The organism is Sphingobium phenoxybenzoativorans, assembly GCF_001757355.1.
Classification (GTDB): Bacteria; Pseudomonadota; Alphaproteobacteria; order Sphingomonadales; family Sphingomonadaceae; genus Sphingobium; species Sphingobium phenoxybenzoativorans.
Map to the genome: position 1 here is coordinate 30,269 of NZ_MINO01000008.1, position 14,556 is coordinate 44,824.

At 58.7% G+C, this 14,556-nt stretch carries 16 protein-coding genes; 7 read left to right on the forward strand and 9 right to left on the reverse strand.

Annotated features, from left to right (window positions below; all coding sequences use genetic code 11):
• Positions 1–26: 26 nt before the first annotated feature.
• A complete protein-coding gene (locus BHQ40_RS06365; protein ID WP_070154120.1) occupies positions 27–752 on the forward strand; it encodes a dienelactone hydrolase family protein in 726 nt (241 codons plus the stop codon).
• Between the two features lie 37 nt (positions 753–789).
• On the opposite strand, the gene BHQ40_RS06370 is transcribed toward BHQ40_RS06365, so the two are convergent.
• Both BHQ40_RS06370 and BHQ40_RS06375 read right to left on the reverse strand, forming a co-directional pair.
• Positions 790–1,530 carry an SDR family NAD(P)-dependent oxidoreductase gene (locus BHQ40_RS06370; protein ID WP_070154304.1) on the reverse strand — a complete coding sequence of 247 codons (741 nt, stop codon included), beginning with the start codon at positions 1,528–1,530 and terminating at the stop codon, positions 790–792.
• 65 nt (positions 1,531–1,595) lie between these two features.
• Complete coding sequence (locus tag BHQ40_RS06375; protein ID WP_171905785.1) at positions 1,596–3,965, reverse strand: TonB-dependent receptor; 2,370 nt, start codon at positions 3,963–3,965, stop codon at positions 1,596–1,598.
• Between the two features lie 258 nt (positions 3,966–4,223).
• Between BHQ40_RS06375 and BHQ40_RS06380 the strand changes: the two genes are divergently transcribed.
• The 3 genes from BHQ40_RS06380 (at position 4,224) to BHQ40_RS06390 (ending at position 6,266) form a co-directional block, all read left to right on the forward strand.
• Positions 4,224–4,994: an SDR family NAD(P)-dependent oxidoreductase gene (locus BHQ40_RS06380; RefSeq protein WP_070154125.1), complete on the forward strand. Its 771-nt coding sequence runs from the start codon at positions 4,224–4,226 to the stop codon at positions 4,992–4,994.
• Positions 4,995–5,058: 64 nt separating this feature from the next.
• Complete coding sequence (locus tag BHQ40_RS06385) at positions 5,059–5,502, forward strand: hypothetical protein (RefSeq protein WP_070154127.1); 444 nt, start codon at positions 5,059–5,061, stop codon at positions 5,500–5,502.
• Between the two features lie 125 nt (positions 5,503–5,627).
• The gene (locus tag BHQ40_RS06390; protein ID WP_070154129.1) at positions 5,628–6,266 is read left to right on the forward strand and encodes a TetR/AcrR family transcriptional regulator; all 639 of its coding nucleotides are present in this window, start codon (positions 5,628–5,630) and stop codon (positions 6,264–6,266) included.
• 101 nt (positions 6,267–6,367) lie between these two features.
• Here BHQ40_RS06390 and BHQ40_RS06395 read toward each other — a convergent pair whose 3' ends face one another.
• Positions 6,368–7,648 carry an acyl-CoA dehydrogenase family protein gene (locus tag BHQ40_RS06395; RefSeq protein ID WP_070154131.1) on the reverse strand — a complete coding sequence of 427 codons (1,281 nt, stop codon included), beginning with the start codon at positions 7,646–7,648 and terminating at the stop codon, positions 6,368–6,370.
• A 272-nt stretch (positions 7,649–7,920) separates the two neighbouring features.
• Between BHQ40_RS06395 and BHQ40_RS06400 the strand changes: the two genes are divergently transcribed.
• Entirely contained in the window at positions 7,921–8,670 is a 750-nt protein-coding gene (locus BHQ40_RS06400) for an SDR family NAD(P)-dependent oxidoreductase (protein WP_070154132.1), read from the forward strand.
• A gap of 74 nt (positions 8,671–8,744) precedes the next feature.
• Here the strand turns inward: BHQ40_RS06400 and BHQ40_RS06405 are convergent, their stop codons facing one another.
• Both BHQ40_RS06405 and BHQ40_RS06410 read right to left on the reverse strand, forming a co-directional pair.
• Positions 8,745–9,272, reverse strand: a complete 528-nt coding sequence (locus BHQ40_RS06405) for a VOC family protein (RefSeq protein WP_070154136.1) — start codon at positions 9,270–9,272, stop codon at positions 8,745–8,747.
• A 203-nt stretch (positions 9,273–9,475) separates the two neighbouring features.
• Positions 9,476–9,871, reverse strand: coding sequence for a winged helix-turn-helix transcriptional regulator (locus tag BHQ40_RS06410; RefSeq protein WP_070154138.1), 396 nt, complete (start codon positions 9,869–9,871; stop codon positions 9,476–9,478).
• Positions 9,872–9,997: 126 nt separating this feature from the next.
• On the opposite strand from BHQ40_RS06410, the gene BHQ40_RS06415 reads away from it, so the two are divergent.
• Entirely contained in the window at positions 9,998–10,846 is an 849-nt protein-coding gene (locus BHQ40_RS06415) for an NAD(P)H-binding protein (RefSeq protein ID WP_070154141.1), read from the forward strand.
• A 19-nt stretch (positions 10,847–10,865) separates the two neighbouring features.
• Positions 10,866–11,774 carry an alpha/beta fold hydrolase gene (locus BHQ40_RS06420; protein ID WP_070154145.1) on the forward strand — a complete coding sequence of 303 codons (909 nt, stop codon included), beginning with the start codon at positions 10,866–10,868 and terminating at the stop codon, positions 11,772–11,774.
• Positions 11,775–11,861: 87 nt separating this feature from the next.
• Here BHQ40_RS06420 and BHQ40_RS06425 read toward each other — a convergent pair whose 3' ends face one another.
• The 4 genes from BHQ40_RS06425 to BHQ40_RS06440 all read right to left on the reverse strand — a co-directional run bounded on the left by BHQ40_RS06425 (position 11,862) and on the right by BHQ40_RS06440 (position 14,538).
• Positions 11,862–12,227 carry a nuclear transport factor 2 family protein gene (locus BHQ40_RS06425; protein ID WP_070154147.1) on the reverse strand — a complete coding sequence of 122 codons (366 nt, stop codon included), beginning with the start codon at positions 12,225–12,227 and terminating at the stop codon, positions 11,862–11,864.
• A 27-nt stretch (positions 12,228–12,254) separates the two neighbouring features.
• Entirely contained in the window at positions 12,255–13,172 is a 918-nt protein-coding gene (locus tag BHQ40_RS06430; protein ID WP_171905786.1) for a polysaccharide deacetylase family protein, read from the reverse strand.
• Positions 13,173–13,177: 5 nt separating this feature from the next.
• On the reverse strand, positions 13,178–13,717 hold the full coding sequence (locus BHQ40_RS06435; protein WP_070154149.1) for a nuclear transport factor 2 family protein: 540 nt from the start codon (positions 13,715–13,717) through the stop codon (positions 13,178–13,180).
• A 62-nt stretch (positions 13,718–13,779) separates the two neighbouring features.
• Positions 13,780–14,538, reverse strand: coding sequence for an SDR family NAD(P)-dependent oxidoreductase (locus tag BHQ40_RS06440; protein ID WP_070154151.1), 759 nt, complete (start codon positions 14,536–14,538; stop codon positions 13,780–13,782).
• Positions 14,539–14,556: the final 18 nt, after the last annotated feature.

The following is a 14,556-nucleotide window of genomic DNA, read 5'->3' on the forward strand; positions in this document are numbered from 1 at the left end:
CACGAACCACAGATCAAGGATAGGCCATGACAATCATAACCCAGGACATCGCCTATACTGGTGACGGCCTAGCGATGAAGGCCACGCTCTATATTGACGACGCGCGGACGACCACGGCGCCGGGCGTGCTCCTCTATCCCGAAGCCTTTGGCCCCGGCCCGCATGTTCATGCCAAGGCCCGGCGTCTGGCTGACGAGGGCTTTGCAGCCATCGTATGCGACCTGCATGGCAACGCGCAGACATTCTCAGACATTGCGGAGGTGATGCCGCTGCTGGACATATTGCGCCCCGATCCAGCGCGTATTCGGTCACGCGCCGCGGGCGCGCTCGACGCCGTGATGAAAACGGAATGGGTCGATCCGCTCCGCATTGCGGCCATCGGTTTCTGCTTCGGCGGCACGATGGCGCTTGAACTTGGGCGGTCGGGCGCGCCGATAAAGGCCATAGTCGGCTTTCACAGCGGCCTCGCCACAAATGCTCCGCAGGATGCATCCAACATCTCCTGCCCGGTACTCGTCTGCATTGGGGCGGACGATCCGGGCATTCCCGCCGAACAGCGCATGACCTTTGAAAAGGAAATGCGTGAGGGTCAGGTTGACTGGACGATGCATCTTTATGGCGGCGTCGTGCACAGCTTCACCAACCCGGACGCTGACAAGATCGGCAGACCGGAATTTGCCCGTTATGACGCTGCAGCGGATGCGCATTCTTGGAAGGCGATGATGGAGCTGTTCAGCAGGGTGCTGATATAAAACGGCTTCTTCACGCTGTTTTCCCGACTGTCTCAAATCAACTGCGGATCGCACCGCCGTCGACATGGAGATTCTGTCCGGTGATGAACCGGGCGTCGTCGGTGCAGAGAAACGCAACGGTGCCGCCTACATCATCCGCTTCCATGACTTCGGGCACGGGTTGCTGCGAAGCAATCAGGTCGAACATCTCCGGTGACAAAGGCACTTGCGCGCCGGGAGTCCTTACCGGGTTCGGCGCAATGGCATTGACCGTAATGCCATGACGGCCAACCTCCGCCGCCAAAGTGCGCGTCAATCCCACCAGGCCCGCCTTGCTGGCGACATAGGCTCCGCCCATCGGCGGTGAATTGTCCACAGAGGATGAGGAAATATTGATGATCCTGCCCCAGCCGAGCGCCTTCATTCCTGGCAGAAGCGCCCTGATCAACAGAAAAGGACCATCCAGATTGACCGCCATCGTTTTCCGCCAGAAGGCTGGATCGATCTCCTCGAAAGCGACGGGCACGGGGTGAATGCCCGCATTGTTCACCAGGATCTGCACAGTCCCTAACATGGCGGTGACCCGGTCTGCGGCTTCGACGATAGATTCCGGGGCGGCCATATCCACCTGCGCGGCGAGGCCCTTTCCGCCTGCCGCCTCAATCAAATTCACGGTTTCCGCACAATCCAGTACATCAAGCGCGGCGACCTGCGCACCCATAGCGGCCAGCCGCAGGGCAAAAACCCGCCCCATGCCTCTGGCCGCTCCTGTAACTACCGCCGTTTTTCCTTCGAGCATCAAAGGCCAGGCTCCCTAAAAATGGGCGGCGACGGCTTTCCAGCCATCGCCGCCTGCAGTTGCAATCAGAAGTTGAAGCCCGCGCGAATGCCGATCTGGCGGCCCTTCGACGGGAAAGCGACAAGGCCATCCTTGGTGCCGGGCGAGATGCTGCCATATTCATTGTAACGGTTATCGGTCAGGTTCCTGCCGAACAGGGAGAAGGTCCACGTGCCGTCGCCCGCCTTCACGTCCAGATGCGCATCGACAGTGATATATCCCTTCTGCTCCAGCAGCGGCTCATCATTGGCGGACGTGTTGTAGTGCGACCGGCCAGCGAGCACCGCGCCGCCGCCAAGCATCAAGTCGCCCACCGGCTGTTCATAGTCGATGGAGAAGGTGCCCACCCAACGGGACGACATGGGCGTCCGGTGTCCCGAAAGGTCCTGGACACACACGGCAAAGGGATTTCCGGTCGCCAGAATGGTGTCGAGATCCTGCTGGCGCGTACAACTCCCACCAGGAAAATCCTTATATTTTGCGTCGGTGAACGCGCCGGTGAAACCCAGTTTCAAACCTTCAACGGGCGCATAGTTGAACTCCCATTCAAACCCCTTGCTACGCGCCTTGCCGACATTCGCCACCACCGCGACAGTCGCGGAACCGACATAGGCATTGGTCTGCAGATTGGTGAAGGTCGTATAGAAGGCGGCCAGCGCAAAACTGAGTTTGCGATCCAGCGTGATGCCCTTGTACCCGATCTCAAAAGACTCCGCCTTTTCAGGCAGGAAGCGCGTCCCTTCCGGTTCGACGATGACCGGCGTGCCAGTGGCCGGGTTGGCCGGAATGCCCTGATAGGCGACATCGAAACCACCCGCCTTGTCGCCCTTTACGAATTTGGCGTAGACCTGATCGTGACTGTTCACCTTATATTGGGCGATGACCTGCGGCTGAAAATGGGTTTCGCGCAGATGCAGGCCGGAGAAGCTGTGCGGCGGCACCCCGAAAAAGCCGAAAAACACCGGATCGAGAGCGGGATTGAGATCCACCCAGCCCATGCCCTGCCCGAAATTCTTGTTAGGCACGATATTTCCCGCCAACGCCGATTGATTGCCATCCCGCGTGATGATCGCGTAACGCGCGCCAGCTTCGATGCTGAATGCGTCGGTCAGGTGATAGGTGACGTCGCCAAATCCCGAATAGCTTTTCGTCTTTTGCAGGGACAGGAGGTTAAGCGCGAAAGGCGGCAGCGGGACGCCAATGGCGGCCGCATTGAAATCCGCCACGGTAATATTGTCGCGCTTCTCCCACTGATAGAATCCGCCGAACAGGATATCGAAACTTCCATATTTACCGGCGAAGCGCAGTTCCTGGCTGAACTGTTTGTTGCGATAACCGATATAGCCGGAAAACAGCGGCACATCCTGCCCGCCTGCCGCGCCAAGACCCATTTCCAGGTCCCGGTATCCCGACGTTGAGGTGAGCGTACCGCCTAGCAGATCGGCGTTCACATCCATCTGGTACGTCTGGTTATTGAGCGCCTGGAAATCATTCCCAAAAAGCGGCGCTACGCTGTTGTCCGAATTTATCCGGCCATCATAATTCACTTCCGGGAACTGATATCCGAATATGGGCGGGATAAAGAGCGGCTGCGCAACAGGTTCGCCAACCATCCCCTTGTTGCGGATATGATCATATTCGGCCTTCAACATCACTTCGATGCCATCCGCAGGGTTCAGCCGCAAAATGGCGCGCGCTGCATAATTCTCATCGGTGGAAACATGCCTGCCGGTCGCGACGTTGAAATTGGGACCTTTGTTCAGATCCTGATACATGCCCGAAACGCGAAGGCTCGCACCTTCCGCAATGGGGAGCGTCATCCCGCCCTGAACCAGAATTTCCTGATGATTGAACTCATATGCGGCCGATCCATCCGCTTCGAAATCATCTCCCGGCTTACGGGTTGTGATATTGAGAGCGCCGGCGGTGGAGCTGTTGCCAAAGAGCAGAACCTGGGGCCCCTTCAGAACCTCGACACGTTCAACATCGAACAAGGGAAGCCGCGCATCCTGATCCCGGCCATAGGATATGTTGTCGATGAACTTGCCGACCGCCTGATCGAAGGATTGGCTGTTTCCGGTGCCAAAGCCGCGAATGAGCACAGCAGGCTGGGTCGCGGAATAGGATACCACCAATTGCGGAATGCGCGATGTGAGGTCGCCAATCTGGGCGATCTTCGCTTCGGTCAATTGCTGGCCGGAGACTGCCGTTATCGCAACGGGAACGTCCCGTAAATTCTCCGACGCCTTGCGCGCCGTGACGATAATATCGTTCACTCCGGCATCGGCATTGTCCGCCGCAGGCGCGGTTTGCGCGACGGCGGGCAATGCGCAGCCAATCACCAACATCATTGCCGTACCGCAAGCCAATGCGCGGTGAATGCATGAGCCGCTCATACAAATCCTCCCCAGATTTTTATTGATCTCTGCGCACACTCTTGAACGCCGCAGAGGGATATTGACCATCCGAAAACGATTATGTATCCACTTGACTACTTTGTCAACGCCGATAAAAATCCCAGAAAATACGGGATATTTCGGGGATATTTTTGAGAATCGCCAGACTGGATCGAGTTTAAGAATATGGGATCGGAAAATCTTTCCGCCAAAACTCCATACAGTTTTGGCGGAGCTGACCGACGACCGGGAGGGAATATGGAGCTTGAAGGAAAGACCTGCCTCATCACTGGCGGCGGATCGGGCATCGGCGCCGCAACGGCGATGCTGTTGGCAAAAAGAGGCGTTCATGTGGTCGTAAGCGGTCGCCGAGCCGACACGCTCCACGCTGTGGCGGCGGCTATTCGGAACGAGGGCGGAAAGGCGTCCGTCCATCAAGCGGACTTCTCGGTAGAGAAAGAGGCTGAGGCAGTCGTGTCAGCCATCGCCGACACGCACGGTCAGTTGAACTTCGCCGTGAATGCCGCGGGCGCCGCGGCTGTAGGGACGGCCGTGGATTCGGACGAAGCGCTCTTTGCGCGCGTCATCGACGCCAATCTGAAAACCGCCTGGCTGGGCATGAAATATCAGATACCCGCCATTGCTGCGGCCGGTGGAGGCGCGATCGTCAATCTATCGTCTGTCGCCGGTCTTGGAGGAACGCCACACGGCTCCATTTACAGCGCCGCGAAGCATGCGGTCATTGGCCTGACGAAGTCTGCAGCATTGGAATTTGCTGCGCAGAATGTTCGCATCAACGTCGTCTGCCCCGGAACCACGCGCACTGAGCAATTTGATGGCATCGTAAGGCAGGTGATGGGCGAGATTTCGCCTGATGAAGCCGCCATTACGATGGGAAAGAAATATCCGCTGGGACGCATTGCCCAGCCAGAGGACATCGCCGGCGCCATCGCCTGGCTGCTCAGCTCCGACGCCGCTTTCATGACCGGTTCTACGATTGTGGTCGATGGCGGCAAGCGCGCCGAATGACCGGCCCCCTCCCCCTCTTACCCATCAACCAATTCATGTCTGAATTTCTGAAAGGAGACCTTAAATGACCAGTACCATCAACCTGTTAGCGGACGATATCCAGGCAGCCGTGGATGCGGCATATGAGCGGGGCGCGCCTGTGGCGGTCGCCTATGTCAATGAGAAGCAGGAGCCTTCCCTCTCCCTGCGCGGCAGCGCGCAAGTGCTCAACGCAAATGAAATAGGTCTTTGGGCGCGGAGCACTGACACGGGGCTGGCCGCTGCGATTGAGAAGAACGCCAATTTGTCGCTCATCTTTTTTGGCCCTCTGCCAAGCGGCGACAAGATGCTGTTGTCGATAAAGGGGCAGGCCCGCGCCGATGCTTCCCGGAATGATGAGGTCTATAATGGGATGATCGAGAATGAGAGGAATTTTGACCCGGACAAGAAGGGCGTCGCCATTATCGTGAATGTCGATTCCGCATCCGGCATGTCGATGAAGGGCGGCCCCTTCTCCCAACAACGATGACATGACATCGGCCGCCGCGCCGGCACCTTCGGGCGGGATCGCCGCCCGGTTTTATCCGGCGCGGCCGCCCATGCGAATGCGGCTTGGTATTTGCATCCACATTCCAGTGGATGTTACACAAGGCGATGACCAAAGCAGCCGACAGCGCCCCTCCCCGCCCGCGAAATTCCACAAAGACGAAGGCACGCATCCTGGAGGCTGCACAAAACGCCTTTTCGACGCGGGGATATCGCGATGTCGGCATTCGAGACATCTCGGCCGCTGCCGAAGTAAATCAGAACCTGATCACCCGATATTTTGGCGGCAAGGCCAGCCTGTTCCGGGAAGCGCTGGCTTCAATCCTGAAGCTTGACGATCTGCTGATCGAAGATCGCGCCGATTTCGGTAACAGGCAGGCCAATATCCTCCGGGAAAATCATGCCACGACGATGAATTCCGGCGCGATGCTGGCGCTTTCAATCGGCGACCCGCAGGCCAGAGCCATCAGCAGCGAAAAATGGAACCATCAACTGGTTGACGTTATCGCAGACTGGCTTGACGGCCCGGACGCCAAAGCCCGCGCGCGTTTGATATCTATGCTCTCGATGGGATTCACGGTTGTCCAGCTCCTCACCGCAGAGGAAAGCGAGGAAAGCCGGGAAGAACAGATTTTCATCGACCAATGGTTGGCGGAAACGCTGCAAAAGATCGTGGATATGCCGGAGGGTTCCGCTACCGGAACGCTGCCCAGCTCGTCAGACAAAATCTCCGGCAAAGTCGCCTGAATAGTATTCCAGCGCCTGCCTAAAATCGCGGGCGAAGCTTCAGACGCAAGATGGCAAGCGGATGCCGGCAGACCTTTCAATCGGCCTGCCGGCAATCTTTATCAGACACCGATCACTGGCGTTTTCGCACCTTCCACAAATGTAGGGGACCAGTCATTGCCAGGTTCCGCAGCCAGGGGCGGCACCCGCTCGCGCGAAAGATCGCGGGCGGACAGATCGTAAAGGAACTGCCACCCATGGCTGAACAATTGGGAATAGTCGCGCCACAGCCGCTCCATCCGCTCACCGCGGCGAATTCTGGTCGAACCGCAGGTGCGGACAACCTCCTGAATCGCTTTCCACGCCAGATTGTTGACGACTTCATGGCCGATGCCGACGAAACGGACATCCTCCTCCCGCTTCCACGCTTTGCGGGCCGACAGATCAATCCATTCGCGGGCGACCGCATCGAGCGCGCATTCGGCAGTGGCGATCTGGCCGACTGAGCGGCCAAACCAGCGCTGATAGTCGGCATCGCTCGACCGGGGCGTGAATGGCGGGCTGGGAATGGTTTTCGATCCCATCAGCTCCTCATAACAATCAACGGCGCCTTTCGCCGTGCCAGTCGCCACATTCGACCCACCGAGCATATAGAAGCTGAGCGTGCTGCCGCCGTAGAGCGGATTGCCGTGCAGATCCATGCCGATCGCGCTCTTGGGATCCATCGTCAGAAAGGTTTGCCCCGGCGTCGCATAGTCGGAAGGAATGATGGCATCCACAACCTTGATGCTGTGCGATCCCGAACCGCGAAGCCCCAGCACATCGCCCCAGTCATCCATGATTTCATATGTGTCGCGGGGCGCGATGAACATCATCGGCGCGCCCTTCTTCCCCGTTTCGGGGTCGATGAGGAACACATGCGACATCATATGGGTGGAATAGGGCGCGCCCGAATTATAGTGGAAGAATCCGTTGATCTTCCAACCGCCCTCGACCTTCTCGGCCGTACCCTCCGGCTTCGCCGTGAGCGGGGCGCGGAACTCGCCGCTGGCGAAAATTTCCGCCTGCGCCCTTTCCGCGAAAAAGGACGCCACAGTCAGCGTGTGGTTGATCGACTGGCTGAGCATCCAGCCAGTCGAGGGACAACCCCGCGCCACCTCACGCACAATCCTGAAATAGGTGAGGACATCGCATTCATATCCTCCATACCGCTTGGGCACGAGCATCTTGTAGAAGCCGGCGTTGGTGAACTCCTCATGCGTGGATTCGGGATAGAAGCTGCGCGCTTCCGTTTCCCCCTGGCGCTCCACCAGGCGCGGCCGGATTTCCCGCGCGCGTTCCAGCAATTCTTCATCCGTAGGTATCGCCGAAGCGGCGGATTTCATGTTCGCGTTGGAAGCCATTATCCCACTCTCCTAAAAATATCCGGTCAGGCGAACGCAGCAGATTTGGCTCGGCCTTGAACAAGCGCCCTGCTGCGGCCTTTCGCCGACATGTATCCACTTGCATACATATGTCAATAGTGTATGCAAGTGGATACGGCTAAGCCGCATGATCTTTTTGCTTATCGAGCACCACCGCATCCTGAAGGACCTGGCACAGAGCTGTGCGCGGACAGGCGTTCTGCGGCATTTGGATTCAGTTTTGGGCACCGTGGATTGGAGAAGATTGAAACATGGAAAAGACACATTCCGGGCGGGTGGCGATCGTCACTGGCGCGGCGCGCGGGATCGGCCAGGCCATTGCCGTCACCTTGGCCCGCCGTGGCGCCAAGCTCATTCTGGTCGACATGCTGGATTCGATCGAGACCAGTGAGATGATCGAAAAGGAAACGGGCGCCAAAAATACGAGCGTCACCGCAGATATTACATCACCGGATGCATGGCAGCAGCTTGCCAAAACCGCCGATGGGATGTTCGGAAGGGGCGATATCGTCGTCAACAATGCTGGCATCTATCCCATGTGCCCGCTGGACGAGTTGGACGATAAGCTCTGGCGGAAAACCTTTGCCGTGAACATCGATGCGCATTTCTATTCGGCCAAGGCCTTCGCGCCGCTCATGCGCCGCGAAAAATGGGGGCGCTTCGTCAACATCTCGTCCAACTCCATTGGTTACGCAATCCCCGGCATGAGCCATTATATGGCGAGCAAGATGGCGGTGCTGGGGTTTGTACGCGGACTGGCCAACGAATTGGGCGTCGACGGCATAACCGTGAATGCCGTATTGCCCGCCCCTACGGAAACACCCGGGACTGCCTTCATGTCTGCGGAAAACAAGGAAATGCTGGCGCAAACCCAAGCGATCAAACGGATATCCGTGCCGGACGACCTGGCCGGACCAGTAGCGTTCCTGACCAGCGATGACGCGGCGTTCATCACCGGTCAGTCTGTTGTGGTCGACGGCGGGGCTTACAAGATTTCCTGACGCTCGTTGAAATTAGCCCCGCCTGCAAAGCTGCTGGCGGGGCGGCAACCTACAGCGCTGAAACGCGGCCTGGCTTACTGCCGTTCGGGCTTCCACCGCCTGAGCGCCGTTGTCTTGTTATAGAGTTGCCCCTCAGGATAGGTCACGAGTTCGATCATCGCGCCAAACGGCGCCATGATAAAGCAGAAGCGGTTGCCATCGCCGCTCTCCGGGCCAATCATGTCCCATGGCTCGGCCATTTGCCGGCCGCCAGCGGCCACCATCTTCGCAACGGCGGCGTCGATATCATCGACATATAACGCCACATGCTGCCAGCCGACATCGCACACCCTCAATGCCGGGCGCTGATCCTTCAATGTATATTGGAACAGCTCAATCGCGGGTCCCGTGGGCAGCTTATACATGCGCGCCACATTGATCTCCGCGCCCTCGGGTATGCCAACAAGCTTTTCCACTTCCGGCCCCTTAAGCGGGGGCATTCCGGCCCCCAGCAATTCATACATGAACTGCGCGCCCATCCCCTCCACCAGGAAGCTTTCGGCAGGCCCGATCTCCGGCACCGTCAGGCCGATATGATCCACTCCACGCACCACGTTTGTCATGTCGCACCTTTTTCTGCGGAACAGGGGCCTCTCCCCAACAATGTGTTCAGATGTCAGCCTTGCCACAACAAGTCAACAACTGTATACATAGTGCGACAAGGCAGACAATGTCAGCCGTGACGATGACCGCCCCAAAGAAAAAGGGTCGCGAGGAGGAGGAGGAGGAGTATGCCGGACCAAAAGCCCATATTCCGCGAGATGCGTCAGGAATCCCCTGCATCATATCTGTGGCGTGCCGTCTCCACGTCGCGCCGGTGGTCGCTGGCCCACGCGGCAAGAGCGGTGAGCGGCGCGCAGAGGGATTGGCCCAGAGCCGTAAGCCTATATTCCACCCGTGGAGGCACGGTGCCAAAAGACCGTCGATCCACCAACCCGTCGCGCTGCAGCCCCCGCAAGGTCAGCGTCAGCATCCTGTGGGAAATGCCCGGAATCGCGCGCTGGATCGCATTGAAACGCATCGCGCCGGATGAAAGATGTCCAACGACCATTACAGTCCATTTGTCGCCGATGCGGTCGATGACCTGCGCCAGCGCCACGCATTCCCTGCCGGGATCCTCCGCATCTTCGCCCGCTATTCCTAAAGTTTCCGGATTTTTCATTCCATTCTCCCGATCCAATCTGGCGATCCGCAAACGAACAAATTTGTGCGTTCTTGTGCATCCACTTTCTGCCAAGCATATCCGCACGCACAAAATGTTCGTGTCAACTGTCTTGGAGTATCCAGCATGAAAATCGGTGTGAGCGGCGCTAGCGGCCAGTTGGGCAAAGTGGTGATTGCCGAACTGGCGTCCCGTGCGGGCGAAGCGTCCATAGTCGGCATTTCACGCACACCGGACGCTGTACCCTCCCCTGCCGAGCCGCGCAGCGGCGACCAGGACGCCCCCCAAAGCCTTGTCAGCGCCTATGCCGGGCTTGACCGCCTCATCATCATTCCTGGCCCTGACCTGATGCCGGGCGTACGGGCGCGTCAGATCGTCGCCGCAATCGATGCCGCCATCGCGGCTGATGTCGGCCACATATGCCTGCTGTCAGCCGCAGGCACGCGCGAGAAATCCGAACCTGCGATCGGCGCGGCATATTGGATCGCCGAGCAGCATTTGATCCGGCAGGCCAGGAACAAATGGACGATCCTGCGGATGAATTTCTTTTCGGAGACGCTGGTCGAGGAAGCCCGGATGGGCCTGGGCATGGGAATGCTGACGGGACTGGGTGAAAATCGCGTGTCCTATGTGTCTCGAAACGATGTCGGCGCAGCCATCGCCGGAGCGCTGACGAGTGAAGGGCATTCGGGCGCGATCTACAATCTTACCGGCCCCGTAGCGCTGACTGGCGCGGAACGTGTGGACATTCTCGCTGCCGCCGCCGGCAAGCCGCTGGCCTTCATGGCGATGCCGGAGGATATGCTTCGCGGTGGCATGGAGAGCGCCGGTATCCCCGGCTTCATTATCGATGCCGTAATCAGCATGCAGCACAGCTTTGTCGATGGCGCCTATGACATCGTAACCGGCGATATCGAAAAACTGTCGGGCAAATCTCCCACGCCTTTAGCCGCGGCGATCGCCGGTGCTTTCTGATCCCCCAACTGGAGACCTTATGCAAATCCCCACCATATCGCCGCCACAGCCCGCCCCGGCGAATGACAGTCCCGTCGATGGCCTCGATGGTTTTCGCCATCATTTTGCAGACGTGAATGGTACGCGCATACATTATGTGTCGGGAGGCGCCGGCCCTGCCGTCGTGCTCGTACATGGATGGCCCTACACCTGGGCGCTGTGGCGCCAACTCATGCCCTTGATCGCTGATGCGGGCTTTACCGTTATTGCCCCTGATCTGCGCGGGCTGGGCTATTCCGCTCATGCGGAAGACGGCTTCTCAAAAGTCAGTGTCGCGGAAGATATCCGCGCGATCGTCCAGTCGTGGGGCTTTGCCACGATCAACCTGGTCGGCACGGATATCGGCACGATGGTCGCTTATGCCTATGCGTCCCGGCACCCCGAAGAAATCGCTCATCTCGTTCTGGCCGAATCCCTGATACCGGGCTTTGGTCTGGAAGAACTGATGAATCCCGCCACCGGCGGCTATTGGCATTTCGGTTTCCATGCCCAGGCGGACCTCGCCGCTTTTCTGACGGAAGGGAAGGAAAGCGCCTATCTTTTGCCGACAATGTCGATGATGTCCGCATCGCCGGACGCTGCCGAAACTGCGATGGGCTTGTTCCTCCCTCACTATGTCGCGCCGGGCGGCATGCGCCAAGGGTTCAAACATTATGCAACGATGGTCTCCGATGGGCAGGAGAACCGCGCCGCATTCACTGCCAAACTCGCCATGCCCGTTCTTGTGCTGAGCGGAGAACGCGGCATTCCTCAGGCCCAGACCTTGGCCTGTGTCGAAAAAGTTGCGGCGGATATACAGACCGACATCGTACCGGCGTCAGGGCACACCTTCTCCCTCGACAATCCAGTTTGGGTTGCGGATCGCCTGAACCGCTTCTTCAACGATTAAACGGCTGACTGTCCAAAATAGCAGGCATGCGAGCGCTGGAACCCTTCATGGGAATGCGCCGCATGCCTCGGCCGGCACGCCGTCAGATCATGCCGCCTCCGCCCATACGGGGCTTTGATCCAGATAGGCATATTGTTCGCAGATCTTGTCGCCGCGAATGCGGATCACATCGCAGCATGGCACCGTCACCCATTTCCCGTCGGAACGCTCATAATCGACATTGGCTTCCACAAAGACCATGTCGACGGCTTCGGTGACCCGCCAGATATTATGTTTCAGCCTGCCGATCATAGACCAGAACAACAGCACCTGTTCGCGCGCATCGGCCTTGCCGATCACCGGCGGGCGGCCGCCAAAGACAAATTTATGATCGTCGGTCAGCATGTTGAGGAAACCGTCAATGTCCTTGCGGTCTACCGCCCGGAAACGCTCAAGCACCCAATGATCCTGCATGACCCTCTCCCATTTTATGGTTCCAGTTTAACGCAAAGCCTCAAATGGCTCTGTACCGCACGTCTGCCTATACCATTGGTTCAGTTCGCCGCAGGTGCCGAGCCAAACCTGCTCATGCCCCACGACATGCTCCAGCGCGCGGCGCAAATGGCGCGTCCTGAACGCATGCCCTGAAATAAAGGGGTGAAGGGAGATAGGCATGACACGAGGAATGTCCGCGCCTTCCCGGTAAAGTTCATCGAACTGATCGATGATGACATCAGCGAAGTCGCTCGCAGTCAGCCCCTTGCCGAGAACACCCGGCACGTCATTCAACTCCAACGTGTAAGGCATGGACAAAAGGCTGCCCTGCCGGACCCGCATGGCGAACGGCTGATCGTCGCAGGCATAATCACACACATACTCTATTCCCGCCTCGGCCAGAAAGTCCGGCGTCGACCATGTTTCAGAGAGATGAGAGCTTAGCCAGCCCTTGGGCCGTATACCCGTAGCCTTCTCAATGGCGGCGACAGAGCTCTCAATGACGGCGCGGGCTTCATCTTCCCCCATGGCGCCCAGGATATTCGCGGCTGTATGCCCCTGCGCGATCCACTCCCACCCCAGCGCCTGTCCCGCCCGGACAAGTTCCGGATATTCGCGGCAGACATCGGCATGAAGGTTGACGCTCGCCCGCAAACCCAGAGAAGTCAGCAGGTCCATCAGCCGCCAGATACCGACCCGGTTCCCATAGTCCCGCCACCCATAATTCAGGATGTCGGGCACCAGATGCTGCGTGCCGGGATAGACCGCATGGGCTGGCGCTGGCACGTCTATCGGGAAATGTTCGATGTTGAGGTAGATGACCATCGCCACCCGCGCCCCGCCCGGCAAGGCAAAGCGCCGGTCACGGGTGATCGGGCAATAAGGATAGCGGGGCGTCTGGGTCAGCCCTGCAACTTCCGCCATTACAGTCATAACGCGCCCAGCAATGCCTTGGCGGCGTTGAAATTCTCCTCGCAGAATATCTGCTGCATGGTTTTCATCAGCTCAGGCTCATGCACATCAAGCAGGGAGTCATTGCCCGACACCCATTGGAAGTCATGCTTCACACGATTGATGAGCCAGCCGTCCCCGGACCGTTCGAGCCAGAAATCGTACCAGCCATATTGGGTATTGTCCGATGATCCCCGGTCCGTACCCTTCCAGTGGCGGGCGGTCATGTAGACAAGCGCATGTGCCTTGTCGCCATCCACCGTGATATCCCAATTGGTATAGACATGATGACGGCGCACCGGCGTCAATATCTGCTCGGCGAATTTGGTCCACAGGTCGGCATCGACGCTAACCTCGTCCATGCCGGTCAGCCTTTTGAAATCGATATTGACCGGGTTCGTGAAGCAGGACCGGTATGCCGGCCAATTACCGGTATCAAGCGCGCGGCCGAAGCGAAGGAGGACCTTCGCGACCTGCTTGTCCTCCCACAGTTCGAGCAGTTTCTCCTCATTGGTCACTCGAACTCTCCTTCTTGTTCTTTTGCCGTATGCTATGTCAGAATGTGTCGGCCGGGCTCCATTCACCAGGCGCGCACGCCGCCATCGACCGCGATGTCTGCTCCAGTCACATAGGAGGCATCATCGCTGGCGAGGAACGCCACCACGCTGGCGACCTCCTCCGGCTGGCCCATGCGATTCATCATGGCGCGGCCTAGCTGCACCTTGCACCATTCTGGGTCCTCCAGAATGAAGCGGGTCTGGTTGGTTTCGATCGTGCCGGGTGACACGGAATTTGCGCGGATGCCGTGCTTTCGGCCCTCCATCGCCAGTTGACGCGTCATGGATAGCACGCCGCCCTTCGCTGCGGCATGGGCAAGGCCGGGCAATAATTCGATCCCCGCCCAGGCCGACAGAGAGGCCGTGTTGACGATCGCGCCCTGGCTCTTGATGAGTTCGGGCCACGCCGCCCTGGTCAGTAGAAAGACGAGATCAAGTTCCTCATTGATCGTCTTGTTCCAGGTGATGTCGTCCATCTCCTCGATCCAGGCGAAATAGGCCATCGCACCATTGTTAAAGAGCACGTCGATACCGCCGAACCGCTCCACTGCAGCAGCAACCAGCCGCTCGCATTCGCTCTTGCTGGTCAGGTTACACGGGTGGACGGACATGATTGAGCCGCCCGCTTCCTCGACCAGGCGCACCGTTTCCTCGGCCCCTGCCGCAACGACATCACAGCCGACGACATTCGCGCCCTCGGCGGCGAGGCGCAGCGCGGCTGCGCGGCCGATGCTTCCTCCTGAGCCAGTGACGACGCAGGTCTTTCCTTCAAACCGCCGCATACGGATAGTCTCTCCTGC